This is a genomic window from Streptomyces sp. NBC_00988 (genome assembly GCF_045162645.1).
In the GTDB taxonomy this organism is placed as follows: Bacteria; Actinomycetota; Actinomycetes; order Streptomycetales; family Streptomycetaceae; genus Streptomyces.
Genome location: NZ_CP108730.1, coordinates 10397888 through 10424125, shown reverse-complemented (window position 1 = coordinate 10424125; position 26238 = coordinate 10397888). Strand labels below are relative to the sequence as shown.

The window sequence follows — 26238 nt, the reverse complement described above, 5'->3', positions numbered from 1 at the left end:
TTTCGGATTCCTCCGAAACCGCCCCTCACCTGCGACTCCATAGAGTCGGGACGACAGGATTTGAACCTGCGACCCCTTGACCCCCAGTCAAGTGCGCTACCAAGCTGCGCCACGTCCCGCTCGCGCCGCACCCGGTCGGTCGGGTGAACGCGCAGGTAAAACCCTACCGCATGTGACAGGTCACTTCGGCGGCGTCGGGGTGTCGTGGGTGCGGTACATCGCCTGGATGTCCAACTCCAGCTGGACGGTGGGGCCTACGACGGCGATGCCCCGGGCCAGCATGCTTCGCCAGTTCAACGTGTAGTCCTCGCGATGCAGTTCGGCCGTGGCCAGGGCCGCGCAGCGGAGTTCCTCGGCGTAGCCGCCGTTGACCGTGCCCAGGTAGGTGGTGTCCAGGTTCACCGAGCGGCTCACGCCGTGCATCGTCAGGGAACCCTGCAGCGTCCATTTACTGCCGCCACGGTAGGCGAACCGGGTGCTGGCGAAGTCGATGTACGGGTAGCGCTCCACGTCGAGGAAGTCACCGGAGCGCAGGTGGTTGTCCCGCGTGGTGTTGCCGGTGGTGATGCTGGACGCGTCGATGCGGACGTGAACCTGGGAGTCGGTCATCTCCCGGGCGATCTGGATACCGCCCTGGAACCGCTCGAACCGGCCGTGCACATGGGCCATGCCGACGTGCTTGGCGATGAAGCGGATCGCGGTGTGCGGCGGGTCGAAGAGCCAGGTGCCGGGCGGCGGGAGTTCCTGGGCACGGCCGGGCTGGAGCCAGACGCGTTCCGTGGGCTCGGCGGCTCCGGCGACGATCTCCAGCGTCTCCTGGTGCGGCTGGAGTCCCTGGGCCGAGACGAGGAGGCCGTAGCGGCCGGGCGGCAGGGCCGCGAGGAAGAAGCCGTACGGGTCGGTCGTACCGGAGGCCGTGACGCGGTGCGAGTCCAGGGCCGTCACCGTCACGTCGGCGGAGGCCATGGGCACGCCCATCGGGTCGACGATCTCACGGCCGAAGCCGCCCGCACCGGGTGGGAGGGGGAGCGAGAGGCCCGCCGCCGTGGCGGAGGCGCCTTGGGGCCGCCAGCGCCTGAGCAGTGCGAGGGCCATGGTGATCACCTTTCTTCACAGCAGTCGTACTCTGCCGATCTTGAAGGCTTCGGCCGCGTAGCGGGTGTCTCATATCGAGACACCCGCTACGCCCGTTCCGCCGCCGATGCCGCGTAACGGCGGACGATCGGCTCCAGGTAGTCCGCGTGCGGGCCCATCAGGAGCGGGAGTTGGGCCGTCGAGTGGATCAGGAAGATGTTGTCCAGCTCCGGTTCGCGGCCTTGAGCCCGCTCCGCCTCTGCCATCGCCGTGAACCGCTCGCGCAGTCTGGCCTCCGGGAGGGACGGGGCGCGGAAGAGGACGCCGATGCCGCCGTTACCGGCGCGGATGACGTTCCAGAAGGTGAGGTCGTCGGGCGAGGCGTCGATGCCGGTCTCCTCGATCAACTCCCGTGCGGCGTGGCGGTGCAGGGCCCTCATGTCGAGCGGTTCGTCGCCCTCGGGCGGTTCGAGCGAGCCACCCGGCAGCTGCCAACGTCCCGGCGCCGCTGTGGAGTTCGACATCCGGCGCACCAACAGGCGTCCGTCGTCGGCCGGTTGGAGGACGGCGACGAAGAACGACGGCAGCCATGAGGTCGAGAACGGGACGCGCCGCAGGGCGAAGTGCCGGTAGGTCGTCCTGACCCAGGAGATGGCGAGCTCGTCCGGCCCCTCCCGCCGCGTGCCCGCGCACACCAGGACCGGCCCGTCGAAGTAGCTCGGGTTGTCCCGTACCTTCGCGTCCCACACCTCGTTCATGGCCAGCCGCTCCTCGGGCGTGAGCCGAGGAGCGGCGGTCTCGGCGAACCGGAGCCGGTAGACGTCCAGGAGTTCGGCGCGGAAGGGCCGCGCGCTCTCTTCGATCATCGGTTCATGCTGGCACACCGGCCGGGTCAGTTGAGGGCGCCGGGAGCCATCACCGACGCCTCCTCCTCAGCCTTCAGGAGCGCCGACTCGGAGCCGCCGACGGTCTTTCCTCCGCTACGGCCGGACCGGCGCGCCGGCACCAGGAGCGCGGCCAGCGCGGCGCCGAGGAGCAGCACCGCCAGCAGCGTGAACCCGTGGGTGTACCCGGAGTCGTAGGGCAGGCCGGAAGGCTGGAGGTGGCCGGTGACCAGGACGCTGGTGACCGCGGCGCCGATCGAGCCGCCGATGGTGCGGATGTTGGCGTTCATGCCGGTCGCGGCGCCGGTCTGCTCGGGCGGGACGCTGCCGACGATGAGGTTGGCCATGGAGGCGAAGGCGAGTCCGATGCCGAGGCCGAAGATGCCTGCCACGAGGGCGATTTGCCACTGCTGGTCGTGCCAGAGGGCGAGGATCGCGCAGGCGACCGCGCCGAGGGCGGCACCGGTGGTGAGCAGGGCCTTGGCTCCGACGATCGGTTCCAGGCGGCCGCTGAGCACGCCCGAGACGAACATCGCGAGCAGCATCGGGAGCATGAGGAGTCCGGACGCGGTGACGCTGGCGCCGAAGCCGTAGCCGGCGGACGACGGGGTCTGGACGAAGCCGGGCAGGAAGGACCAGATCGCGTACATGCCCGCGCCGAACAGCAGCGCGGCGGTGTTGGTGGTCCACACGGACGGCAGGCGCATCACCTTCAGGTCGATGAGCGGGCTGCGGGAGCGGGCCTCCGAGAGCAGCCAGGCCGCGAAGAGGACGACGGCCGCGGCGAACAGGCCGACGACCCGCACGGAGCCCCAGCCCCAGATGCTTGCCTGGCTCAGCGGGAGCAACAGGGCGACCAGCCAGCCCGAGAGGAGTACGGCGCCGAGCCAATTGACGTGTCCCTGGGCGCGGTTGGGCGACTCGGGGACGTAGCGCACGGCGATGAGGGTGGTGACGGCGACGATGCCGACGGGGAACCAGAACAGCCAGCGGTAGTCGAGCGCGGTCACGATGGGACCGGCGGCCACCATGCCGACGCCACCGCCCGCGGCGATCACGGCGGACAGGTTGCTGATGCTGCCCGGGACCCGGGACGCGTGGAACTCGTCCCGGATGATGCCGAAGGACAGCGGGAACAGCGCGCCGCCGATGCCCTGGACGACCCGGGCGATGATCAGGACGCCGATGTTCGGGGCGAGCGCGGCGACCAGACAGCCGGCCAGCACCGCCAGGAGGACGGCGACGAGGGTGCGCTTCTTGCCGACCAGGTCGCCGACGCGGCCGAGTATGGGGGTGAAGACCGAGGCGGACAGCAGATAGGCCGTCATCACCCAGGTCGCGGTGGACTGCGAGGTGTGCAGCGCGTGCTGGACGGTCGGCAGGGCCGGCGCGATCAGCGACTGCAGCATGGAGAACACGCCCGCACCGGTCGCGAGGACCGCGAAGGTGAGGCGGGAGGACTTGCGGGGCATCGAGAGCCTCTCCGGAACAAGCGAACGGGGGTGCGCCCGCGCATTGCTCTACGGCGGAACGCGCCCACACTGCTAAAGTGGAGGTACCCCTCCACCATAGCGGAGGCACACCTCCGGTTCAACCGAGCCCGCCCCTGGGAGGCACCCGTGACGGCCCCACCGTTCCCCGTCAGCGAGATCGTCGCGGCCCAGAGACCCCACCGCAAGGACGCCGCCCGCAACTACGACGCGCTGCTGGCCGCCGCCCGGGAGGCCTTCGCGGAGCACGGCTCGGAGGCCTCACTGGAGGACATCGCGCGGCGCGCGGGCGTCGGCATCGGCACCCTCTACCGCAACTTCCCGACCCGCCGGGCCCTCTTCGAGAGCGTCTACGCGGACGAGGTGAACGCGCTGTGCCAGGTCGCCCTGTCCGTCGCCGACCAGGAGCCGTGGGAGGCGCTGGCCTCGTGGCTGAACCGCTTCGCGGGCTACATGGTGACCAAGCAGGCAGTGCGCGAGGCGCTGGACAACGACTCGGAGATCTTCGGAACCTGCCGCGAGTCGATGTTCTCGGCGGGCGGTCCGCTGTTCGAGCGCGCACAGAAGGCGGGCGCGGCCCGCACGGACATGGACTTCGGCGATCTGCTGCGTCTGGTGGCCGGGGTCACCGGGACGAAGTTCGTGGACGACGCCCAGCGCGACCGCGTCCTGGCGATCGCACTGGACGGCGTCCGCACGAACCACTGACCGCGCGGACCACCGAACGGCCGTTTACGTAGGGGGAGTTCCCTCGTACGCCGCGCGCAGCAGCGCGAGCACCCCGTCCTCGGTGACCGGCCGGGGATTGGCGTACGCCTGGCTCACCGCCTGCGCCGCCGCCGTCACCAAGTCGCCCTCGTTCAGGCCCAGTTCGGCGAGCGAGCGCGGTGCGTCGAGCCGCCTCGCCAGGTCCCACAGGGCGCGCGGCGCGTCCTCGGCGTCCAGCGCGCGGGCCACGACGGACGCCGCCTGCGGTGCGGCGGGCGCGTTGTACGCCAGCGCGTACGGCAGCACCACCGTGTGCGTCTCCGCGTGCGGCAGGCCGAAGGTGCCGCCGAGGACATGGCACAGCTTGTGGTGCAGGCCCATGGTCGTGGCACCGAGGCAGGAACCGCACAGCCACGCCCCGTACAGGGCACCGCCCCGAGCCGCCAACGACCGCGGTTCAGCGGCCAGTTGGGGCAGTGCGCCCGCGAGCGCCCCTACGCCCTCCTCCGCCATGAGGGCGATCAGGGGCGAGGTGTCCGGGGCGTACAGGGCTTCCACGGCGTGCGCGATCGCGTTGATGCCGCTGGTCACCGTGAGCGGTACGGGGAGTTCCAGGGTGAGTTCGGGGTCGTAGACGACGCTGCGGGGCAGGACGGCGGGGTCGCGGCCGGTGCGTTTGGCGCCGTTCTCGGTGAGGCCCCAGACCGGGGTCATCTCGGAGCCGGCGTAGGTGGAGGGGACGGCGATCAGCGGGAGGCCGGTGCGCAGGGCGATCGCCTTGCCGAGGCCGACCGCCGAACCGCCGCCCACCGCGACGCAGCCGTCGGCGCCCAGGGTGCGGGCCAACTCGACCGCGCGGTCGGCGACTTCGACCGGGACGTGCATCTTCGCCTCGGCGTGCACCCCGACACACACCTCCCCCAGCGAGTCGGCGACCGCCTGCGCGGTGTCCGCACCGCGGGCGCCGGAGAGCACCAACACCCGTCGCAGACCGAGCCGTTCGGCCTCACCGGCGGTCGCGGTCAGCGCGGCGCCGGGGCGGAACACGACGCGCATGGGCTGGGCGTCGTAGGCGAAGTCCAGGAAGTCCTTCACGCGCGGTCCAGGACGAGGTCGAAGCGGGCGTGGCGGAAGGGGTTGGCGATGCCGAACTCCCGTGCCAGGGAGGGGTCGTCGGTCGGGGTGAAGTCCTCGACGAGGCTCTGTTTGACGGCGAAGACGGCGTCGGAGTCGAGGTAGTCGCTGCCCGCCACGAAGATGTGGGTGGTGACCGGGGAGTGGCCCTCGGCCGAGGCGATGAAGTGGATGTGGGCGGGGCGGTAGGGGTGGCGGCCGGTGGCCTTGAGGAGTTCGCCGACCGGGCCGTCCGTGGGGATGGGGTACGGGCTCGGGACGCAGGTGCGGAACCAGAAGCGGCCCTCGGCGTCCGCGGTGAACAACCCCCGTCCGTTGCCCGGGGGTTGGAAGTCGGGGCGCTGCACGTCGTAGAAGCCGTTGCCGTCCGCCTGCCACACGTCGAGGACCGCGCCGGGGAGCGGAGTGCCGTCCCCCGACACGATCCGGCCGCTGACCACGCACGGCTCGCCGCCGCCCACCAGGTCGATGTTCGCGCCGAGTTCACGGACCGGGGACTCGGTCATGTGGAACGGTCCCAGCACCGTCGACTCGGTGGAACCGGCGGCCCGGTCGCCGTTGATCGTCTCGACCAGCATCGACAGGCCGAGCACGTCCGACAGGAGGATGAACTCCTGCCGGGTGTCCGTGCACATCTTCCCGGTCTCCGTCAGGAAGCCGATCGCCCGCTCCCACTCCGCCTGGGTCAGGCGGGTCTCCCGCGCGAACGCGTGGAGATGCCGGATCAGACCGGTCAGCAGTTCATGCAGGCGGGGATCGGCCGTCCCCTCCAGACTGGCGACGGCCTCGTCCGTGACGGTGACGTCAGTGGTCATTGCGGCTCCCTACCCTGTGCGAACTGCCCCTGTGTGAAATGTCAGCCGTGCCCGAGGATGCGCCGCAACGCGTCCGTGAGCAACTGTCCGGCGTTCTCGGCCGCGTCGGCGTGGCGGAAAGCGACATACCCGTCGGGACGGACGAGGAGCGCGCCCCCGTCGGACACCTCGCTGAGCCGGGCCCAGTCGCCGTACGGGTCGTCGTACTCCTGGCCGGGGCCGATCACGACCGTGGCGATGTCCAGGGACTGCGCCTGCGCCGCGCGCACCCAGGCCTCGCCGCCGATGCCGGTGAGGAGGGTGAAGCGGCCCTTGCCGACCGTGTCTAGGGTCGAGACGGTGCGGGTGCCGGAGGTGATCCAGGCGTGCGGGAGCTTGGCGCCGGGGCGGGAGCTGGGCTGGTGGTACAGCTCGCGGTCGCGTTCGAAGCCGGGGTCAGGCGTGCCGTCGGGCACGACCGCGGTCGAACTCTCCGCGGAATAGCGCTGGTTGAGGTCGACGCCGTGCGCGTTGAACTCGTACACCTTGAAGGCGATCGCCTCGCGCAGCGCGGCCCGCTGCTTGGCCGCGGGCTCGGTGGCGTCCTTGCGGGCCTCGATGTTGGCCCACAACTGCTCGGGCGTCTGCGGGGAAAGACCGTCCAGCGCCTCGAAGATCGGGGCGGTCTCGCCGATGGACTTGTTGGCGCGGGTGACGATCTGCTTGCCGACGGGGGCGCGTTCGGCGTCGTAGGTGTCGAGGAGCTTCGGCGTGGCGGTGCCGTCGAGGACCAGCTTCAGCTTCCACGCCAGGTTGTAGGCGTCCTGGATCGAGGTGTTGGAGCCGAGCCCGTTCGACGGCGGGTGGCGGTGCACGGCGTCACCGGCGCACAGGACACGGCCGTTGGCGTAGGTCTCGGCGTACATCTCGTTGACCGTCCACGCCGAGGACGACTTGATGGTCACCGGGATCTCGTCGTCGCCGACCAACTGCCGTACGACGGACAGGGCGTACTCCTCGGTGAGGTCGGGCGCCCCGGCGCTCACGTCGTAGCCCCACACGATCAGCCACTCGTTCCACGGCTTGACGCAGCGCACCAGGCCCGCGCCGATGCCACCGACGGTGGCGCCCGGGGCGAGCACCCAGTAGAGGGTGGAGGCGCGGTGCGCGGTGTACTTGCTCAGGTCCGCGTCGAAGACGATGTTGATGCTGCCCGCGACCCCCATCTGGCCGCCCATCGGCAGCCCGGCGTCCTCGGCGACCTGCGATCGGCCGCCGTCGGCGCCGATGAGGTACTTGGCGCGGATCTGGTACTCGTCGCCGCGCAGCCGGTCCTCGACGGTGACCGTGACGCCGTCCTCGTCCTGGACGAAGGACTTGTAGACCGTGCTGAAGCGGACGTTGGAGCCGCGCGCGAGCGCCGCGTCGATGAGCACCGGCTCCATCAGGTGCTGCGGCATGTCGCACATGCGGGTCGGGCTGGCCAGCTCGTGGGCGGCCTGCACGAGCGGGTCGTTGCCCCAGGAGCGGATCCGGCCCAGCTCCTCGCCGGCGAGGCTGGTGCAGAACGTGGTGTTGCCCATCAGGTTCTGCGGTGTCGCCTGGGCCAGCACCTCGTCCTCGACGCCGAGGTCGCGCAGGATCTCCATCGTGCGCTGGTTGGTGATGTGCGCGCGGGGCGTCCTGGTGAGGCGCGAGTAGCGGGTGACGACGATGTGGGGCACACCGTAGGTGCTCAGCGCCAGCGCGGCGGATGCTCCGGCCGGGCCGCTGCCCACGATCAATACGTCGGTCTCGACAACGTGCACGGCGGGACGCTCCAGGGGTGAGGCAGGGGTGCGACGGAGGTGGGGCAGTTTGGGACAGGGTGAGGCAGAGGTGAGAAAGGCACCGACTCTTCACGATCATGATGCGGGCCGGACCTGCGCGGGTGTCTCATTACGAGACAGTTACAGCCCCTCGGCGGCCGCCGCCACGGGCCCGATACGGTGAGAGGCGTCATGACCACCCTGGATCACTCCCCCGCCCTCGCCCCGCTCCGCCAGGCACGCGAGCGGTTCCTGAGCGGCCGCCCGCTGCCCGACGGCGTCCCGGACGAGGTCCTCGCGGCCTGGCGCCGCGCCCGCTTCTTCGGCGTACGGCACGACCTCGATGGACCGGTCCACGAACCCGAACTGCCCGCCGAATCCTCCCTGTTGGAGGCGGCGCGGCCCGTGCTGGACCGCATCGCGCCGGCGCTCGGCCACTCCGCCCTGCTCCTCACGGACGAGCGTCTGCGGGTGCTGTGGACCACGGGCGAGGTGCCCGGCGACGACCGGTGCCGTGACCTGTCCGAGCGGGAGGTGGGCCACAACAGCGCGGCCCTCGCCCTGCGCACCCGGCGCCGGGCCGAGGTGCACGGCCCCGAGCACTTCCTCGACGTGTGGCAGGACGTGTCCGCCGTCAGCGTGCCCCTGCTCGCCCCGGATTCCGGGCAGGTACTGGGCACGGTAACCGTCGCGTCCGCCCTGTGCCGCGGGTGCGGCCCGCACCCGGGAGCCGCCCTCGCCGAGGCGACGGCCACAGCCGTCGAAGCGGAACTACTCGCCCGCTCCCGCACCGCCGAACGAGTGCTCCTCGACGCCTACACCCGGGCAGCCGCCCACGGCCCGAACCGCGCGATCGTCGCCCTCGACGGCCGCAACCGCATCGTCAGCGAGGCGGCGGTGCGGCTCGCGACACCTCAGGTACTGGCCGCGCTGGAACGGTCCAGCACGAGCGAGCGAGCCTCCGGCGCACGGCCGCCCCACGACTCACGGCCACCTCAGGACTCACGGCCACCTCAGGGCACCGGATGCGGTTCGGTGGTGGAACGGTCCAACGACGCCGGGGGCGGTCTGAGCCGGGAGCGGCCGGCCGACGCCAGGAGCGGTCCAGTGGTGGAACGGTCCTACGACACCGGATGCCGTCCGGTGCAGGAGCAGGCCTACGACCTGACGCTCCCCGACGGTGCCGGGTGCACCGCCGAGATCACTCCCGTACGGCATGAGGGGCGCGTCCTCGGGATCGTCGCCGTGCTGGAAGCGCGCGCCGCCGAGGTGCCGGTACCGCGTCTCGTGCCTCGCCCCGCGCTGGCGCTCGCGGGTGGTTCGGTGCCCTGGCGGCACGCGGTGGCCCGGGCGGTCGAGCTGGCCCGGGTCCATGAGCCGCTGCTGCTGACCGGTGAGCGCGGGAGCGGCAAGACCGCGCTCGCCCGTGAACTGCTCGGCGGGACCGTGCCGTTGGTCGCCGATGCCGCCGAGTCGCCCGAACTGGGCGTGAAGTACAGCGAGTTGGCCGACGGCCGCCCGCTCCTCCTGCGGCACGCGGAACGGCTGGCCCAGCCGGACGTCGCCGCGCTCAACTCCCTGCTCGACGAGCACCCCGACGTCCGTCTGCTGGTCACCTACACGCCCGGCACTCCCCCGGGCCCGTGCTTCCAGCGCCTCCTGGACACCTTGGCGGCCCGCTCGGTGACCGTGCCCGCGTTGCGTGAACGCCCGGAGGACGTAAGGGAGTTGCTGCCGGTCCTCGCACCCCGTCCGGTGCCGGGGCAGCCGCCGCTCACCTGGACCCTGGACGCGTTGCGCGCCCTTGAGGAACACCCCTGGCCGGGGAACGTCACCGAACTCGCCCATGTCGTCAGGGCGTTGGCGGAACACCGGCGGGTCACAGGGCCGGTGCGGCGGGCCGAGCTGCCCGATCCCGTGCGGGAGGGCCCTGCGGCCCGGCGGCTCAGCCCGATGGAGCACGCCGAACGCACGGCGATCCTGGCCGCGTTGCGCCGGCACGGCGGCAACAAGGCGCGGGCGGCTGCCGCGTTGGGGATCGGCCGGGCGACGCTGTACCGCAAGCTGCGCGGATACCGGGACGTGCCGTAGGGCTTCCCGTAGGCGGGTGCCGTTTGGTGAACGGGCTGAACAGGCTGAACAGGCCTACTTGATCAGGGCGTTGGCCACGACGACCACCACTCCCAGCAGCGCGTCCACCGCCCCGATGGCCACGGCGGCCACCCAGCTCCGCGCCGACCAGCGGGCCGTGACCAACCCCAGGCAGAACAGCAGCGCGATGTTGAGGACGAAGGCCGCGTACTCGACGCCGTTCGCGGGCCACCAGCCCCAGCCGGCCCCGGCGAGCAGCAGGACGGTCGGCAGCGCGGCGGCGACCAGGGGCCACTCGTCGCGCAGGGTGCGCAGGGCGTCCCAGCGGCGGTGCGGGGCGCGCTCGGCGATGTAGTGGGCGTATCCGTGGGCGAGTGCCGAGGCGGCTGCGGTCACCAGCAGCCACAGGGCGTCGTAGCGGCGGCTGGCCCTGTCGGTGTGGCCGTACTGGGTGAGCGCGGCGACCATCGAGCAGGCGAGGACGGAGCCGTAGACGCCTCCGAAGAGGATGTTCTCCCGGGTTGCGTGCGGGTGCGGTTCGGGGACGGCCACCGTGGTCTGCGCCATGCCCTCCACGATCACCCGGCCCTGCCCGGGCCGCCACTCCGCGACGAAGTGTCCTCCGACCTGGGCCGATACCCCACACAGTGTCCACGCCTGGACCGGTCCACCCCCGCTAGGGTCGCGGCATGACGCACAGTTTCGTAGTCCGTGTCCCCGACGCCGAGCTCGAACCCGAGCCGCTCGATCCGGCGCAGATCGTCTCCGGTACGCCCGAGGTCACCGGGAAGGTCGTGTGGGAGTCCGAGGACGGCAAGCAGATCCGCGGGATCTGGCAGATCACGCCGGGGGTCGTCACCGACACGGAGGCGGACGAGCTGTTCGTCGTGATCAGCGGTTCGGCCACGATCGAGGTCGAGGACGGCGAGACGCTGACGGTCGGTCCCGGGGACATGGCCGTGCTGCGCGAGGGCGACCGTACGACGTGGACGGTGCACGAGACGCTGCGCAAGGCGTACGCGATCAGCCTCTGAGCGGACCCAACCTCTGAACGGGGTCAACGCGACGGTGTCGTAGGCAAGTTGTAGGGCGTGACGACCTGGATCGCGGACGGCAGGGTCGGGCCCGCGGGCGGCAGCGCGTCGTGGGCGCGCATGACGATGCGGCAGGCCTCGCGGACGTCCTGGCGCAGGTCGTGGTGGAGGACGGCGGACAGTTGCTGCTCGTGCAGCAGCCGGGTGTTGTCGTGGTCGAGGTCGTGCGCGACGAACACGGCGCACTCGCGGCCCAGGTCGGCGAAGGCGCGCAGGGTCGCGATGTTGCCGCCGCCGATCGAGTAGACCGCGCGGATGTCCGGGTCGCGCTTCAGGGCGGCCCGGACGAGCTCGTACTGGGTGGCGTCCAGGCCGTGGCCCTCGGTGATCTCGACGAGCGCGCGTTCCGGGTAGCGGGCGCGCATGGTGCTGCGGAAGCCCATCTCGCGTTCTTCCTCGTTGCGGAAGAACCCGCTGCTCAGGCTGGTGAGGACGTTGCCGGGGCGGTCGCCGAGCCACTGGCCCATCAGGTAGGCGGCCGTCGCGCCCGCCGCCCGGTTGTCTATGCCGACGTAGGCCAGGCGGGCGCTCGCGGGCAGGTCGGTGACCAGGGTGACGACCGGGATACCGGCGGCGACGAGCCGTCCGACGGCGGCGGTGATCTCGGGGACGTCCGGCGCCTTGAGGATGACGCCCTGTGAGCCGCGCCGCACGATCCTGTCCAGGGTCCCGACCAGCTCCTTCACCGGCGCGGTCTCCCGGAAGTGGAAACGCGAGCGCACGACCGCCGGGTGCAGGTCGGGGAGCTCGGCCTCCAGCGCGTTCCGTACGGCGGTGGAGAAGCGCTCCGGCGTCTGCATCACGATGTCGATCATGAACGTACGGCCGACGAGTCTGACCTGGGTGCGCTGCCGGTCGAGATCGGCGATGGCCTGGCGCACCTCACGCTCGGTGCTCTCGCGCACACCGCCCCTGCCGTTCAGCACCCGGTCCACGGTGGCCTCGCTGAGACCGGCCTGACGTGCGATTTCCCGGATCGGGAAGGGGTGTCCCACCGGTCGTCTCCTTGAGGGGTTTTTGATGGCTTGCTGCTGGTTGTTCGAAGGGTTTGTACTGACAAGAATGACAGGACCGCACCGCTCCGTGATCCGAGGGGACGACGATGTCCTTCACATCAGCAGAAACCCGCGCCTGGCTCACCGAGCAGGACTGCGACCTCGACGTTTTCCGCACACTCGTCGAGCAGCCGACCGCCCTGGCCGACTTCCCGTACGCGTCCTCCGTCGAGCGGAACGTCCTCGTCTACGACAGCGACCGGCTCCGCAAGTCCGTGGCGGCCGGCGAGCGCCGCGAGGTGCAGGCCGAGCTGGTGCGGGCGTTCGCCGAGGGGCCCGGCATCGTGGTCCTCCAGGGCGCCTTCCCGGATCTGTCGGTGGTGGACCGTTCCACCGAGGTGTTCGAGGCCCTGATCGCCGAGCAGCGCGCGTCGGGCGCGGGCGCCGGGGACCACTTCGCGAAGCCGGGGGCCAACGACCGGGTGTGGAACGCTCTGGAGAAGGCCGCGCTCTACGACCCGGAGGCGTTCGCCGACTACTACGCGAACGACATCCTGGCCCTGGTGTCCGTCGCGTGGCTCGGCCCCGGCTACCAGGTCACCTCGCAGATCAACGTGGTCCATCCGGGCGGCGCAGCGCAGACCGTGCACCGTGACTACCACCTCGGGTTCCTCACGAACGAGGTCGCCGCCGAGTATCCGGCGCACGTGCACCGCCTCTCCCCCGTGCTCACGCTCCAAGGGGCGGTCGCGCACTGCGACATGCCGGTCGAGTCGGGGCCGACGATGTACCTGCCGCACTCCCAGAAGTACGGGCCCGGCTATCTGGCGTGGCGACTCCCGGAATTCCAGGCCTACTTCGAGGCCAACTACATCCAACTCCCGCTCGCCAAGGGCGATGCCGCGTTCTTCAACCCGGCGCTGTTCCACGCGGCCGGCACCAACCGCACGGCGGACGTCCGGCGCATGGCCAACCTGCTGCAGGTGTCGTCCGCGTTCGGGCGGGCGATGGAGACGGTGGACCGCGAGGCCGTCAGCAACGCGGTCTATCCGGTCCTGCTCAGGCGCAAGGCCGAGGGCGTGGGCGAGGAGTGGCTGGACACGGTCGTCGCGGCGAGTGCCGAGGGGTATCCGTTCCCGACCAATCTCGACAACGACCCGCCGGTCGAGGGTCTTGCCCCGCCTTCGCAGGCCGACCTCGTGCGCCGCGCGGTGCGTGAGGGCTGGGACCCGCAGGCACTCCGCGGGGAACTGCGGGCCGGTGCCGAGCGGCGAGAGAGCTGAGGAACAGCATGGGATCAACGGAACGTGCAGGGCTCACGGGGCTCCTCGACGACAAGGTCCTCCTCGTCAACGGCGGCAGCCAGGGCGTGGGCGCCGCGATCGTCCGGGCGGCGGTGCGCGAAGGCGCGACCGTCGTCTTCACCGGCCGCCGCGCGGACGTGGGCGAGAAGCTCGCCGCGGACACCGGCGCCCGCTTCGTGCGGGCGGACCTCTCCGATCCGGCACAGGCGCGCGACAGCGTCGTACAGGCCGTCGAGATCCACGGACGCGTCGACTGCCTCGTCAACGCGGCGGGGCTGACCTCACGCGGCTCGCTGCTGGACACCACGCCGGAACTGTTCGACCAGCACATGGCGATCAACCTCAAGGCACCGTTCTTCGCCATGCAGGCCGCGGTCGCCGACATGACCTCCCGTTCGGCGCCCGGGACGATCGTCAACATCGGCTCCAACTGCGCCCACGGCGGGCCGCCTTACCTCGCCCCGTACTCCACCGCCAAGGCCGGCCTCGCGGGCCTGACCCGCAACGCCGCCCACGCGCACCGCTTCGACCGGATCCGGATCAACACCGTCAACATCGGCTGGACCGACACCGAGGGCGAGGACGCCACCCAACGCGCCTTCCACGGCGCGGGCGACGACTGGCGCGAGGAGGCCGCCGCCCGTCAGCCGATGGGCAAGCTCGGCCAGCCGGACGAGATCGCCGACTTCGTGGTGTTCCTGCTCTCCGACCGGTCCGGAGTGGTCACCGGTTCGGTGATCGACTGGGACCAGAACGTCCTCGGCGCCCTCGACTGACCTTCGGCACAAGCGACACACCCGCACCTCTCAAGAAAGCAAGAGCCCTCATGCGCATCGGAATCCTCGGCCTCGGCCGCATCGGCGCCTTCCACGCCGAGACCCTGTCCGGACTCGACGTCGTCGAGTCCCTCGTCGTGGCCGACCCGTTCGCGGAGGCCGCGAAGAAGGCCGCCGAGCGGTTCGGTGCCGAGGTCGCGGACTCCCCCGAGGCCGTGCTGGCCGCCGGGGTCGACGGTGTCGTCATCGCCGCGGCGACCGACGCCCACCCGGGCCTGATCCTGGCCGCCGTCGAGGCGGGCATCCCCGTCTTCTGCGAGAAGCCCGTCGCCAAGACGATGGCCGAGGGCGTCAAGGTCCTCAAGGCCGTCGAGGGCAGCAGCGTGCCGATCCAGATCGGCTACAACCGCCGCTTCGACGCCGGCTTCGTCGCCGCGCGCGCCGCCGTACAGTCCGGCGAGCTGGGCAAGCTGCACACCGTGCGCTCCACCACGCTGGACCCGGCGCCGCCGCCCGCCGCGTACATCGCCGCGTCCGGGGGCATCTTCCGCGACTGTTCGGTCCACGACTTCGACATCATCCGCTGGGTGACGGGCCGCGAGGTCACCGAGGTGTACGCGGTCGGCGGCAACCGGGGTGCCGAGTACATCAAGGAGGCGGGCGACGCCGACACCACCGGCGCGATCCTCACCCTCGACGACGGCACCATCGCGGTGGTGTCCAACTCCCGCCACAACGCCCGGGGTTACGACGTCCGCATGGAGATCCACGGCTTCACGGACTCCATCGCGGTGGGCCTGGAGGACAAGCTGCCGCTGCGCTCGGTCGAGCCGGGCGTGACGTTCCCGGCGGGCGTCCCGCACGACTTCTTCATGGACCGCTTCACGGCCGCCTACCGCGCCGAACTCACCGCGTTCACCGAGGTCGTGGCCGGCACCCGCACCTCCCCGTGCACGGTCGCGGATGCCCTGGAGGCCGGCTGGATCGCCGACGCCTGCACCCTGTCGCTGCACGAGCACCGCCCCGTCACCATCCAGGAGGTACGCGAAGCATGAGCGGTCCGGGCCGGGAACCACTGCGCATCGGAGTACTGGGAGCGGCTCGGATCACCGAGAACTCCCTGATCGGGCCCGCCCGGACGACCGGTCACCGCATTGTCGCGGTGGCCGCGCGCGACCGGTCCCGGGCCGAGGCGTACGCCGCCGCGCACCGCGTCGAACGGGTGGCGGACTCCTACGCCGACCTGATCGCCGACCCGGAGGTGGAGGTCGTCTACAACCCGCTCGCCAACGGCCTGCACGGGCCGTGGAACCTCGCCGCGCTCGCGGCGGGCAAGCACGTCCTGTCGGAGAAGCCCTCGGCGAGCAACGCGGAGGAGGCGGCGGAGGTGAAGGAGGCCGCCGCCAAAGCCGGGACGGTCTTCATGGAGGCCTTCCACTACCTCTTCCACCCGGTCACCCGGCGCCTGCACGAACTGCTGGCCTCCGGTGAACTCGGCGAGCTGCGGCACGTCGAGACGCTCGTCGCGATCCCGGCCCCGGCGGACACCGATCCGCGCTGGTCCCTGGACCTGGCCGGCGGCGCCACGATGGACCTGGGCTGCTACAGCCTGCACGCCCAGCGCATGCTGGCCCCCTGGGCGGGCGGCGCGCCCCGGCTGGTCTCGGCCCGCGGCGGTGAACACGTGGGCGCGCCGGGCGTCGACGAGTGGCTGGACGCCGACCTCGCCTTCCCGAGCGGCGCCACGGGCTCCGCCCGCTGCCACATGGCGTACGACAAGCTGGACATGAGCTGCCGGATCATCGGCAGCCGGGGCGAGGCGTTCGCGCCGAACTTCGTGCTGCCGCAGTTGGACGACCGCATCGTGATCCGCACGACGGACGGCGAACGCACGGAGCGGCTGGGCAGGAGGTCGTCGTACACCTATCAACTGGAGGCGTTCGCCGCCAGGTTGAGGGAGGGCGCGCCTCTCCCGCTGGGCCCGGACGACGCGGTGGCGACGATGACACTGATCGACGCGGCCTATCGCGCGGCGGAGTTCGAACCGAGGCCGCGCGTGTCGGTTCCGCAGTAGCGGTGGACAGACGTCGGGGGCGGCGCGTGGTCGCACGCGCCGCCCCCGACGACGTCGGTCACAGGTAGAACGCGGGCCGCTCCACCAGCTCGACCTCCACCCGCACGCCGTCCTCCAACGCCCGCACCCCCGCCTCGCACACGGCCGCCGCCGCGTACCCGTCCCACACGCTCGGGCCGGTGACCTCGCCGCGGCGGGTCGCGTCGACCCAGGTCTGGATCTCGCGGTCGTAGGCGTCGGCGAAGCGTTCGACGTAGTCCTGGGCGATGGTGCCGCCCCAGCGGCCGGCCATGTTGGTGACCATGGCGTGGCCGTCGCCGATGCGGGCGGTGCCGCGTTCGCAGACGATCTCGGCCTGAACCTGGTAGCCGAAGCCGCAGTTGACGAACATCTCGACGTCGACGATCGCGCCGCCGTCGGTCTCGAAGACGACGAACTGCGGGTCCTGGAGGTCGTCCGGGGCGCTCGCCGTGGGGCGCGGGCGCAGCACCGTCACGGCCGTGATCTCGTGGCCCAGCAGCCAGCGCGTCGCGTCCGTCTCGTGGGCCACGGAGTCGCTGATGAGCATGGAACTGGTGAAGAAGGGCGGGCTGGCGGCGTTGCGGTGCCGGTTGTGGAGCATCAGCGGTCTGCCCAACTGGCCTGTTCCCAGAAGGGACTTGAGCTTCATGTACTCGGCGTCGTAGCGCCGCATGAAGCCGACCTGCACCCGGCGGTGGCCGAGGCGCAGCTCCGCCTCCATCACCCGTAGCGCCGAGGCCGCGTCCGGCGTGAGCGGCTTCTCGCACAGGACCGGGAGGTCGTGCTCGAAGGCCGTCAGCAAAGCTGCCTCGTGGGCGGGGCCCGGTGAGGCGATCAGGACCGCGTCGACGTCGGCCGCCGCCATCGCGGCGGCCGGGTCGGTGTACGCGGTGCAGCCGTCGACACCGGACGCGATCCGTTTGGCGCGCTCGGCGTCGATGTCCACGACAGCGCTCACCCGGGCTCCGTTGACCACGTCCTGGATCCTGCGGACGTGGTCGGCGCCCATTTTTCCGGTTCCGACGACTGCCACTCCGAGCGGGTCGCGCGGGTTCATGGCCATCGGCCGTCCTTTCGGGTCGTCAGGCACCGCAGGAACGGAGGAACTTGCGGGTGCGCTCCGCGATGGGGAGCGGCTTGTCCGGCTCGCACGGGTACATGTCCTGCTCGACGATCGCGAACAGCTCCACGCCCAGGCGCTGCGCCGCGATCAGCACCGGCTCCAACTCCGGTACGCCGGACGGCGGTTCACACATCACTCCGCGCGCCACGGCCGGCCCGAACGGCACCTCGTTCCGGACGACGTCGGCGAGGATCTCCGGGTCGACCTGCTTGAGGTGCAGATAGCCGATGCGTTCGCCGTACGCCTCGATCAGCTTGACGCTGTCGCCGCCGCAGTAGGCGTAATGCCCAGTGTCCAGGCAGAGGTTGACCAGTTCGGAGTCGGTCGAGTCGAGGAAGCGCTCGACGTGGTCCTCGGTGTCGAGGTGGGTGTCGGCGTGCGGGTGGACGACGATGTCGAGCCCGTACGCCTCCTTGACCTCGTGCCCGAGCCGCTCCATGCCCTTGGTGAGGTGGGCCCACTGCTCGCCGGTCAGCTCCGGCGGCTCCAGGATCTCGGCGGTCTTGTCGTCCCGCCAGAAGGAGGGGATGACGACCAGGTGCCGCGCGCCCATCGCCTGGGTGAGCGCGGCGACTTGGCCGACGTGCTCCCATGTCGCGTCCCAGACGGACGGGCCCCGGTGCAGGCCGGTGAAGACCGTGCCCGCGGAGACCTTCAGGTCACGCCGGGCGATCTCGTCCGTGAGCCGGGCCGGGTCGGTCGGCAGATAGCCGTACGGGCCCAGCTCGATCCAGGAGTAGCCGGCCTGCGCGACCTCGTCCAGGAACCGTTGCCACGGCACCTGTTGAGGGTCGTCCGGGAACCACACGCCCCACGAGTCGGGTGCGGAGCCGACCCGGATGCGGTCCAGGAAGGGACGGTCCGACATGTCAGGCGGTCCCTTCGGGAGACGCGGCCACCGGCGCCTTCAGGGACTTCTCGTCGGGGAGTTCTTCGACGTCGACGCCGCGTACCTGGGACAACTCGTGCTTGAGTGCGGCGAGTTCGGTGCCGCCCGCCATGTGGTTGGTCAGCTCTTCCAGCGTGATCTCGCTGCGCTCCGCCGACAACTCCATGGTGCCCAGGCGCAGGACGCTGAAGTGGTCGCCGACCATGTAGGCGTGGTGCGGGTTGTGGGTGATGAAGATGACCCCGAGACCGCGTTCGCGAGCTGCGGCCACGTACTTGAGGACCACGCCGGATTGCTTGACGCCGAGGGCTGCGGTCGGCTCGTCCAGGATGAGGACGCGGGCGCCGAAGTAGACGGCGCGGGCGATGGCGACGCACTGGCGCTGGCCGCCGGAGAGGGTGCCGATGGGCTGGTCGAGGTTGTCCAGGACGATGCCCATGTTGCGGAGTTCCTCGTCGGCGGTCTTCTTCATCTTCTCGATGTCGAGACGGCGGAACGGCCAGGGGCCCTTGGTCATCTCGGAGCCGAGGAAGAAGTTGCGCCACACCGGCATCAGGGGGACGACGGCCAGGTCCTGGTAGACGGTCGCGATGCCGCGGTCCAACGCCTGGCGCGGGGTGGTGAAGTGCACGGGCCCGCCGTCGACGAGGAACTCGCCCTCGGTGTGCTGGTGCAGGCCAGAGATGATTTTGATCAGGGTCGACTTGCCCGCGCCGTTGTCGCCCAGCACGCAGGTGACCTGGCCCGGGCGGACCGCGAGGTCGACACCGTGCAGGGCACGGATGTTGCCGTAGGACTTGCCCGCGTTGCGGAGCTGGACGATCGGAGCGTCCGCTTCGCTCGGCGCCTTGTCTTCGAGGATGGCGCCGTGAGTGCCGGATTCGTTGCTTGCCATGAAGGTCACCTCCGGGTCGCGGTGCGCTGGACCCACAGATTGATGAGGACGGCGCCGAGGAGCATCACGCCGAGGAACGCCTTGAACCAGTCGGGGTTCCAGCCGGCGTAGACGATGCCCTGCTGCACCATGCCGAACATGAACGCGCCGAAGACCGGGCCGATCGCCGAGCCGGCGCCGCCGGTCAGCAGACAACCGCCGATCACGGCTGCGGAGATGTAGATCAGCTCCTGGCCGACACCCTCGCCGGACTGCACGGTGTTGAAGGTGAACAGCTGGTGCATGCCGATGAACCAGGCGCCGAAACCGACCAGCATGAACAGGGAGATCTTGGTGAACGCCACCGGCACACCCACGGCACGGGCGGAGTCCTTGTTGCCGCCGACCGCGAAGATCCAGTTGCCGTACTTCGTGCGCAGCAGGACCCAGGTGGCGATCGCCGCGAACACCAGCCAGTAGATGATGGTGATCTTGACGTCGACGCCACCGATGTCGAAGGACGTCGCGAAGACCTTCTTGGCCTGGTCGAAGCCGTCCATGTTGCTGATGTCGTCGGTGGCGACGTTGCCGGTGACCAGTTTCGTCACGGCGAGGTTGACGCCCTGGAGGATCAGGAAGGTGCCCAGGGTGACCAGGAAGCTGGGCAGTCCGGTCTTGACGACCATCCACCCGTTGAGGAACCCGATCCCCAGCGACACCAGCAGCGCGACGATCACACCGACCCACACGTTCATGGTGAGTTGGTAGCTGAGCATGCTCGCGGTGAGCGCGGAGGTGATGACGGCGACACCGGCGGAGAGGTCGAACTCGCCGCCGATCATCAGCAGGGCGACCGGCAGCGCCATGATGCCGATCGTCGACGAGCTGTAGAGGATGTTCGCCATCGAGGCGCCGTCCCGCACGGGCGGAGCGGCGATCAGGAAGAACACGTACACGGCGGCGGCGCCGAGGAAGACACCCACCTCGGGGCGGGCCAACAGCCTTAGCGCCAGGGGCCGTTCAGCGGTCCGGCCGTCGGATTCCTTGGGGCCGGGGGCCGGCGGTGAGGTCACCGCCGGCTCGGCGTGCTGGGTCATGCTCATCACCGGGTTCCGTTGGCGGCGTACTTCGCGACGGCGTCGACGTTGGTCTTGTCGACGAAGGCCGGGCCGGTCAGTACGGGCTGCTCACCACCGCCGCTGTAGTTGCCGTTGTTCTTGTAGAGCCACAGGGAGTCAATCGCCAAGTAGCCCTGGAGGTACGGCTGCTGGTCCACCGCGAACTGGACGGTGCCCTTCTTGATGGCGCCGGTCAGGGTGCTGTTCAGGTCGAAGGTCGCGACCTTCGCCTTGCTGCCCGCGTCGGACAGCGACTGCACGGCCGTCATGGCGAACGGGGCGCCCAGGGTGACGACGTAGTCGATCGCCTTGTCCTGCGTGAGCTTGGCGGTGATCGTCGACTTCACCGACGGCATGTCCGTGCCGTTGACGTTGAGCACCTCGGTGGTGCCGGTGAACGTCTTCTTCACACCGTCGCAGCGCTGCGTCAGACCGATGTTGCCCTGCTCCTGGATGACACAGACGGCCTTCTTGGCGCCTTCCGTGTTCAGCCGCTTGCCGAGCGCCTCGCCGGCCACCGTCTCGTCCTGGCCGAAGAACTCCAGCAGTCCGAGCTTCTTCCAGTCGCTGAGACCGGAGTTGAGCCCGACGACGGGTATGTTCGCGGACTTCGCCTTGCCGATGACGTCCTTCAGGGCGTCGGGCTTGGCGAGGGTGACCGCGATGCCGTCGACCTTCTGGTCGATCGCGTTCTGCACCAGGTTCGACTGGTTGCCCGCGTTCGGGTCGGCCGAGTAGATGAGCTTGATGTTGTCCTTGTCGGCGGCGGCCTGGGCGCCCTTGCGGACGATGTCCCAGAACGTGTCGCCGGGAGCCTGGTGCGTGACCAGGGCGACCGTCATCCGAGGAGTGCTCGCCTTGCCCGCGGAGGCGCCGGAGCTGTCCTCCGTGGCCTTCTTGCCGCCCGAGCTGCTGGAACAGCCGGCGAGGGTCAGGGCCGCTGCCGCGGCCACCGCCACGAAGGGGGCCATTCTGCGCGAGCGGGAGTACGTGGAACGGTCCATCTTTCCTGCACCTCACTGTGCTTCAGGGGAAAGGGAGTCATGATCGCAGAAATCCGGGCTCAGGGCCTGTCGGCCCTGGGTCGTTTGCCGCGAAACACGGCTGTTGCGCTGGGACGGAATCAAATCCCTGGGCGCGTCCGCTGTCAATACTTTGTTAAGACATCATTTCACGAGCAGGTCCGAATGTAAGTACAAACTATTGACACGGAGCCCCTCCGAGACCTACACCTGGGAGGCGGCAGGCCCCTGGGACCCGCCCACCCCCAGCAGCTCAGAGGAGTGTCGCGCATGGCCGAGTCAGCCCAGTCCTTCGATCTCATCACCATGGGCCGCATCGGGGTCGATCTCTACCCGCTGCAGTCTGGCGTACCGCTGGCCCGTGTGGAGACGTTCGGCAAGTTCCTCGGGGGTTCCGCGAGCAATGTGGCGGTCGCCGCCGCCCGGCTCGGCCGGACCACCGCGGTGATCACCCGCACCGGCGACGACCCCTTCGGGACGTATCTGCACGAGGCCCTCAAGGGCTTCGGGGTCGACGACCGCTGGGTCACGCCCGTCGCGGAGTACCCGACCCCGGTGACGTTCTGCGAGATCTTCCCGCCGGACGACTTCCCGCTGTACTTCTACCGGCAGCCGAAGGCGCCGGACCTGGAGATCCGCACCGAGGAACTGGACTACTTCGCGATCCGCCAGGCCCGCGTCTTCTGGATCACCGGCACCGGACTCAGCGAGGAGCCGAGCCGCTCCGCCACGCTCGCCGCCCTCAAGGCGCGCGACAAGGCGGGCACCACGGTCTTCGACCTGGACTGGCGCCCGATGTTCTGGAAGGACCCTGAGGAGGCCCGCCCGTACTACGCCGAGGCCCTCCGCCACGCGACGGTCGCGGTCGGCAACCTCGACGAGTGCGAGATCGCCACCGGCGTCCGCGAGCCCCGCGCCTGCGCCCAGGCACTGCTCGACGCGGGCGTGGAACTCGCCGTGGTCAAGCAGGGCCCCAAGGGCGTCCTGGCCGTGCACCGCGACGGCACGACCGCCGAGGTACCGCCGGTCCCGGTCGAGGTGCTCAACGGCCTCGGCGCGGGCGACGCGTTCGGCGGCTCCCTGTGCCACGGCCTGCTGTCCGGCTGGGACCTGGAACGGTCCATGCGGTTCGCCAACGCGGCCGGCGCCCTCGTCGCCTCCCGTCTCGCCTGCTCCACCGCGATGCCCACCGAGTCCGAGGTCGAGGACCTCCTCGTGGGCGCGCGAGTGAGCGACTGATCGCGTGGCCGCCACAGCCACCCCTGAACGGAGCTTCTCTTGAGCATCAGCATTCCCGACCTGGTCACGGTCAGAGCCCGGCATCCGGAGGCGATCGCCGAGGCGGCCGCCCGCCGGGTGCGCCGCCCGCTGCTGGGCGACAGCGGCCGCCTGATGATCGTGGCCGCCGACCACCCGGCCCGCGGCGCCCTGGGCGTCGGCGACCGCCGCACGGCCATGGCCAACCGCGCCGACCTGCTGGAACGCCTCTGCATAGCGCTGTCCCGGCCGGGCGTCGACGGGGTGCTGGCCACCGCCGACATCCTGGAGGACCTGCTCCTCCTCGGCGTCCTGGACGGCAAGGTCGTGATGGGCTCGATGAACCGCGGCGGCCTGTCCGGCGCTGCCTTCGAGATGGACGACCGGTTCACCGGCCACCGCGCCGAGGACATCGCCCGCCTCCGCCTCGACGCGGGCAAACTGCTGCTCCGCATCGACTACGACGACCCGGGCTCGCTCACCACCCTGGAGTCCACCGCGCGGGCGATAGACGACATGGCGGCGCGCCAACTCCCCCTGTTCGTAGAGCCGTTCATATCGCGCCGCGTCGACGGCAAGGTCCGCAACGACCTGTCCGCCGAGGCCGTGACCCGTTCGATCGCGATCTCCTCGGGTCTGGGCGGCACCTCCGCCTACACCTGGCTGAAACTGCCCGTCACCGACGACCCGGACGACATGGCCGAGGTCCTGGAGACGTCGACCCTGCCCGTCGTCCTGCTCGGCGGCGAGGTCGGCGACGACCAGGAGGGCGCGTACGAGAAGTGGCGCAAGACGCTGCGCCTGCCCACCGTCCAGGGCCTGGTCGTGGGCCGCTCCCTGCTCTACCCCGCCGACGGCGGCGTGGAGACGGCGGTGGACACCGCTGTAGGTCTGTTGTGAACCGGAGGCACACCATGACGAGCGCGTACCACCTTCCCGCGGGCAAGGCCCTCGGCGGCCCCTACGTCGTGGACGTCACCCCCGAGTCGGCGGCCTGGGGCTACTCCAGCCTGCGGGTCCTGGAGCTGCCGCCGGGCGGCACCCACACCTTCGACACCGACGACAGCGAGTGGATCGTCGTCCCGCTGAGCGGCGCCTGCACGGTCTCCGCCGCCGACGACTTCGGCCACGACACCTTCGAGCTCCACGGCCGCGAGAGCGTGTTCACCGCCGTGAGCGACTTCGCGTACGTGCCCCGCGATTCCCGTACGACGATCTTGTCGCCCGGCGGTGGCCGCTTCGCGCTGACCGGCGCCCGCTGCACCCGCCGCCTGCCCGCCCGCTACGGCCCGGCCTCGTCGGTGCCGGTGGAGCTGCGCGGCACCGGCAACAGCTCACGCCAGGTCAACAACTTCGGCGCGGCCGGCGTCTTCGAGTGCGACAAGCTCATCGCCGTAGAGGTGATCACGCCCGGCGGGAACTGGTCGTCCTTCCCGCCGCACAAGCACGACGAGCACCGGCCCGGCGAGGAGTCCGTCCTCGAAGAGGTCTACTACTTCGAGTTCGCCGACCACGAGGGCACCCCCGGTCTCGGCTACCAGCGCGTCTCCCCGTCCGGGCAGGGCCGTAACACGGACGTGCTGGCCGAAGTGCGGGGCGGGGACGTCGTGTTGATCCCGGACGGCTGGCACGGGCCCTCGATGGCGGTGCCCGGTCACCACATGTACTACCTCAACGTCATGGCGGGTCCCGAGGACGACCGCTCCTGGCTGATCTGCGACCACCCCGATCACGCCTGGGTCCGCGGCACGTGGCCCGAGCAGCCCGTCGACCCCCGCCTCCCCCTCTACACGGCACCGGAGAAGTCCTGATGAGCACCCCCACCCGCCGCCTGACCGTCGCCCAGGCCCTGGTGCAGTTCCTGTCGGTCCAGTACAGCGAGCGCGACGGCGTACGGCACCGGCTGATCGCCGGCACCTGGGGCATCTTCGGCCACGGCAACGTCGCCGGACTCGGCCAGGCGCTCCTTGAGGCGGGCGAGGACACGATGCCGTTCCACCAGGGCCGCAACGAACAGGCCATGGTGCACGCGGCAGTCGGTTACGCGCGCCAGCTCGACCGGCTCTCCGCGCAGGCCGTCACGACGTCCATCGGACCGGGCGCCACCAACCTGGTCACGGGCGCCGCCCTGGCCACGGTCAACCGCCTTCCGGTGCTTCTCCTCCCCGGCGACTACTTCGCGACCCGCGCCGCCGACCCGCTGCTCCAGCAGCTGGAGCACCCCGTCGAGGCCGACCTCTCGGTCAACGACACGCTGCGCCCGGTCTCCCGCTACTTCGACCGCGTCATGCGCCCCGAGGCCCTGATCCCGGCCGCGCTGAACGCGATGCGCGTCCTCGCCGACCCGGTGGAGACGGGAGCCGTAACTCTCGCGCTGCCGCAGGACGTTCAGGCCGAGGCGTACGACTGGCCGGAGGAGTTCTTCGCCGACCGCGTGTGGCACGTACGGCGTCCCGCGGCCGATCCCTTCGAGCTGGCGGAGGCCGTCGAGGCCATCCGGTCCGCCGAGCGTCCGCTGATCGTCGCGGGCGGCGGCATCCACCACAGCCGCGCCGAGGAGGCGCTGAAGGCGCTGGTGGACGCCACCGGCATCCCGGTCGCCTCCACCCAGGCGGGCAAGGGCTCGCTCCGCTACGACCACCCGGCGGACCTGGGCGGCATCGGCCACACCGGCACGGCGGTCAGCGACGACATCGCGCGCACCGCGGACCTGGTGATCGGCGTCGGCACCCGCTACACGGACTTCACGACAGCCTCCAACACGCTCTTCCAGAACCCGGACGTGCGGTTCGTCAACCTCAACATCACCGCGTTCGACGCCCACAAGCTGGCCGCGCGCACCCTGGTGTGCGACGCGAGGGCGGGACTCACCGCGTTGACCGAGGCACTCGCCGATCACCGTGTGAACTCGGTTTACGAGGCCGAGTACCGCGAGGGCAAGGAGCGCTGGGAGCGGGTTGTTGACACCGCGTTCACCGCCCCCGACGAGAACGCCGTACCGACCCAGACCCAGCTCCTCGGCGCCCTCGACGCGGTAGTGGGCGACGACGACGTAGTGATCAACGCGGCCGGTTCCCTCCCCGGCGACCTGCACAAGCTCTGGCGAGCGCGCAGCCCGCGCCAGTACCACCTCGAATACGGCTACTCCTGCATGGGCTACGAGATCCCGGCCGGCATCGGCGTCCAGCAGGCCGCCCCCGACACCCCCGTCTGGTCGCTGGTCGGCGACGGCACCTACCTGATGATGCCGACCGAGATCGTCACGGCGGTCCAGGAGTGCCTCCCGGTCAACCTGGTCCTGATCCAGAACCACGGATACGCCTCCATCGGCGGCCTCTCCGAGTCGGTCGGCAGCGAGCGCTTCGGCACCGCCTACCGCTACCGCGCCGCCGACGGCACCTTCTCCGGCGCCCCGCTCCCGGTCGACCTCGCCGCCAACGCGGCCAGCCTCGGCATGGACGTCCTGCGCGCCAAGACGGTCCGCGAACTGCGCGAGGCGTTCGCCACGGCCCGCGCCTCCGACCGCCCGACCTGCGTCTACGTCGAGACCGACACCGCCACCCCGACCGCTCCCCCGGCCGAGGCCTGGTGGGACGTGCCGGTCGCCGAGACCGCCTCGCGCGAGTCGGCCGTACAGGCCCGCGAGGAGTACGACCGCCAGGTCGCCGACCGTCGCCGTCACCTCTGAACTCCCCTCCCCCGAAAGGC

General features: G+C 70.7%; 24 protein-coding genes and 1 tRNA gene. 11 read left to right on the top strand and 14 right to left on the bottom strand.

From position 1 onward, the window contains the following. Nucleotides 1-45: 45 nt before the first annotated feature. From OG496_RS47105 to OG496_RS47090, 4 genes are all read right to left on the bottom strand, one after another. Nucleotides 46-119: transfer RNA gene (locus tag OG496_RS47105), tRNA-Pro, on the bottom strand. A 61-nt stretch (nucleotides 120-180) separates the two neighbouring features. Next, nucleotides 181-1095 (bottom strand): YceI family protein, encoded by a 915-nt coding sequence (locus tag OG496_RS47100; protein ID WP_366491922.1) that lies wholly within the window; start codon nucleotides 1093-1095, stop codon nucleotides 181-183. 86 nt (nucleotides 1096-1181) lie between these two features. Further along, on the bottom strand, nucleotides 1182-1940 hold the full coding sequence (locus OG496_RS47095) for an NUDIX domain-containing protein (RefSeq protein ID WP_405975258.1): 759 nt from the start codon (nucleotides 1938-1940) through the stop codon (nucleotides 1182-1184). A gap of 26 nt (nucleotides 1941-1966) precedes the next feature. Then, entirely contained in the window at nucleotides 1967-3430 is a 1464-nt protein-coding gene (locus tag OG496_RS47090) for an MFS transporter (RefSeq protein ID WP_405975257.1), read from the bottom strand. Between the two features lie 147 nt (nucleotides 3431-3577). Between OG496_RS47090 and OG496_RS47085 the strand changes: the two genes are divergently transcribed. Continuing rightward, nucleotides 3578-4156 carry a helix-turn-helix domain-containing protein gene (locus OG496_RS47085; RefSeq protein WP_366491925.1) on the top strand — a complete coding sequence of 193 codons (579 nt, stop codon included), beginning with the start codon at nucleotides 3578-3580 and terminating at the stop codon, nucleotides 4154-4156. Between the two features lie 24 nt (nucleotides 4157-4180). On the opposite strand, the gene OG496_RS47080 is transcribed toward OG496_RS47085, so the two are convergent. Genes OG496_RS47080 through OG496_RS47070 form a run of 3 tightly spaced genes read right to left on the bottom strand, consistent with a single transcriptional unit; the run spans nucleotide 4181 to nucleotide 7892 of the window. Continuing rightward, entirely contained in the window at nucleotides 4181-5251 is a 1071-nt protein-coding gene (locus OG496_RS47080) for a maleylacetate reductase (protein WP_405975256.1), read from the bottom strand. Beyond that, entirely contained in the window at nucleotides 5248-6105 is an 858-nt protein-coding gene (locus OG496_RS47075) for an intradiol ring-cleavage dioxygenase (RefSeq protein WP_405975255.1), read from the bottom strand. Before OG496_RS47075 ends, OG496_RS47080 begins: the two co-directional genes overlap by 4 nt. A 41-nt stretch (nucleotides 6106-6146) precedes the next feature. Beyond that, entirely contained in the window at nucleotides 6147-7892 is a 1746-nt protein-coding gene (locus OG496_RS47070) for an FAD-dependent oxidoreductase (RefSeq protein ID WP_405975254.1), read from the bottom strand. Between the two features lie 192 nt (nucleotides 7893-8084). On the opposite strand from OG496_RS47070, the gene OG496_RS47065 reads away from it, so the two are divergent. Continuing rightward, nucleotides 8085-9983: a helix-turn-helix domain-containing protein gene (locus OG496_RS47065; RefSeq protein ID WP_405975253.1), complete on the top strand. Its 1899-nt coding sequence runs from the start codon at nucleotides 8085-8087 to the stop codon at nucleotides 9981-9983. Nucleotides 9984-10037: 54 nt separating this feature from the next. Here OG496_RS47065 and OG496_RS47060 read toward each other — a convergent pair whose 3' ends face one another. Next, nucleotides 10038-10550, bottom strand: coding sequence for a hypothetical protein (locus OG496_RS47060; RefSeq protein ID WP_399390614.1), 513 nt, complete (start codon nucleotides 10548-10550; stop codon nucleotides 10038-10040). Nucleotides 10551-10672: 122 nt separating this feature from the next. Here OG496_RS47060 and OG496_RS47055 point away from each other — a divergent pair, with 122 nt between their 5' ends. Continuing rightward, nucleotides 10673-11017, top strand: coding sequence for a cupin domain-containing protein (locus OG496_RS47055; RefSeq protein ID WP_405975252.1), 345 nt, complete (start codon nucleotides 10673-10675; stop codon nucleotides 11015-11017). A gap of 23 nt (nucleotides 11018-11040) precedes the next feature. Here the strand turns inward: OG496_RS47055 and OG496_RS47050 are convergent, their stop codons facing one another. Next, complete coding sequence (locus OG496_RS47050; RefSeq protein WP_405975251.1) at nucleotides 11041-12072, bottom strand: LacI family DNA-binding transcriptional regulator; 1032 nt, start codon at nucleotides 12070-12072, stop codon at nucleotides 11041-11043. A gap of 107 nt (nucleotides 12073-12179) precedes the next feature. Here OG496_RS47050 and OG496_RS47045 point away from each other — a divergent pair, with 107 nt between their 5' ends. The 4 genes from OG496_RS47045 to OG496_RS47030 are packed head-to-tail and all read left to right on the top strand — an operon-like array spanning nucleotide 12180 to nucleotide 16226. Continuing rightward, entirely contained in the window at nucleotides 12180-13355 is a 1176-nt protein-coding gene (locus tag OG496_RS47045; protein ID WP_405975250.1) for a phytanoyl-CoA dioxygenase family protein, read from the top strand. An 8-nt stretch (nucleotides 13356-13363) separates the two neighbouring features. Next, nucleotides 13364-14152, top strand: coding sequence for an SDR family oxidoreductase (locus tag OG496_RS47040; RefSeq protein ID WP_405975249.1), 789 nt, complete (start codon nucleotides 13364-13366; stop codon nucleotides 14150-14152). A 50-nt stretch (nucleotides 14153-14202) separates the two neighbouring features. Then, entirely contained in the window at nucleotides 14203-15207 is a 1005-nt protein-coding gene (locus OG496_RS47035) for a Gfo/Idh/MocA family oxidoreductase (RefSeq protein ID WP_365298903.1), read from the top strand. Then, complete coding sequence (locus OG496_RS47030; protein ID WP_405975248.1) at nucleotides 15204-16226, top strand: Gfo/Idh/MocA family protein; 1023 nt, start codon at nucleotides 15204-15206, stop codon at nucleotides 16224-16226. Before OG496_RS47035 ends, OG496_RS47030 begins: the two co-directional genes overlap by 4 nt. Before the next feature lie 58 nt (nucleotides 16227-16284). On the opposite strand, the gene OG496_RS47025 is transcribed toward OG496_RS47030, so the two are convergent. The 5 genes from OG496_RS47025 to OG496_RS47005 are packed head-to-tail and all read right to left on the bottom strand — an operon-like array spanning nucleotide 16285 to nucleotide 21255. Continuing rightward, nucleotides 16285-17304, bottom strand: coding sequence for a Gfo/Idh/MocA family oxidoreductase (locus OG496_RS47025; RefSeq protein ID WP_366492148.1), 1020 nt, complete (start codon nucleotides 17302-17304; stop codon nucleotides 16285-16287). 25 nt (nucleotides 17305-17329) lie between these two features. Further along, the gene (locus OG496_RS47020) at nucleotides 17330-18238 is read right to left on the bottom strand and encodes a sugar phosphate isomerase/epimerase family protein (protein ID WP_405975247.1); all 909 of its coding nucleotides are present in this window, start codon (nucleotides 18236-18238) and stop codon (nucleotides 17330-17332) included. A 1-nt stretch (nucleotide 18239) separates the two neighbouring features. After that, entirely contained in the window at nucleotides 18240-19154 is a 915-nt protein-coding gene (locus OG496_RS47015; RefSeq protein WP_399388884.1) for an ATP-binding cassette domain-containing protein, read from the bottom strand. Nucleotides 19155-19159: 5 nt separating this feature from the next. Next, nucleotides 19160-20236 (bottom strand): ABC transporter permease, encoded by a 1077-nt coding sequence (locus OG496_RS47010; RefSeq protein ID WP_405975246.1) that lies wholly within the window; start codon nucleotides 20234-20236, stop codon nucleotides 19160-19162. Continuing rightward, the gene (locus OG496_RS47005; protein ID WP_366491941.1) at nucleotides 20236-21255 is read right to left on the bottom strand and encodes a sugar ABC transporter substrate-binding protein; all 1020 of its coding nucleotides are present in this window, start codon (nucleotides 21253-21255) and stop codon (nucleotides 20236-20238) included. The genes OG496_RS47010 and OG496_RS47005 overlap by 1 nt, the downstream gene beginning before the upstream one ends. Nucleotides 21256-21543: 288 nt before the next feature. Here OG496_RS47005 and iolC point away from each other — a divergent pair, with 288 nt between their 5' ends. The 4 genes from iolC to iolD are packed head-to-tail and all read left to right on the top strand — an operon-like array spanning nucleotide 21544 to nucleotide 26218. After that, nucleotides 21544-22512, top strand: a complete 969-nt coding sequence (iolC, locus tag OG496_RS47000; RefSeq protein ID WP_366491942.1) for a 5-dehydro-2-deoxygluconokinase — start codon at nucleotides 21544-21546, stop codon at nucleotides 22510-22512. A 39-nt stretch (nucleotides 22513-22551) separates the two neighbouring features. Then, nucleotides 22552-23430 carry a deoxyribose-phosphate aldolase gene (locus OG496_RS46995; RefSeq protein ID WP_366491943.1) on the top strand — a complete coding sequence of 293 codons (879 nt, stop codon included), beginning with the start codon at nucleotides 22552-22554 and terminating at the stop codon, nucleotides 23428-23430. Nucleotides 23431-23444: 14 nt separating this feature from the next. Continuing rightward, the gene (gene iolB, locus OG496_RS46990; RefSeq protein WP_327399679.1) at nucleotides 23445-24341 is read left to right on the top strand and encodes a 5-deoxy-glucuronate isomerase; all 897 of its coding nucleotides are present in this window, start codon (nucleotides 23445-23447) and stop codon (nucleotides 24339-24341) included. Continuing rightward, entirely contained in the window at nucleotides 24341-26218 is a 1878-nt protein-coding gene (gene iolD / locus OG496_RS46985; RefSeq protein ID WP_405975245.1) for a 3D-(3,5/4)-trihydroxycyclohexane-1,2-dione acylhydrolase (decyclizing), read from the top strand. The genes iolB and iolD overlap by 1 nt, the downstream gene beginning before the upstream one ends. Nucleotides 26219-26238 lie beyond the last annotated feature (20 nt).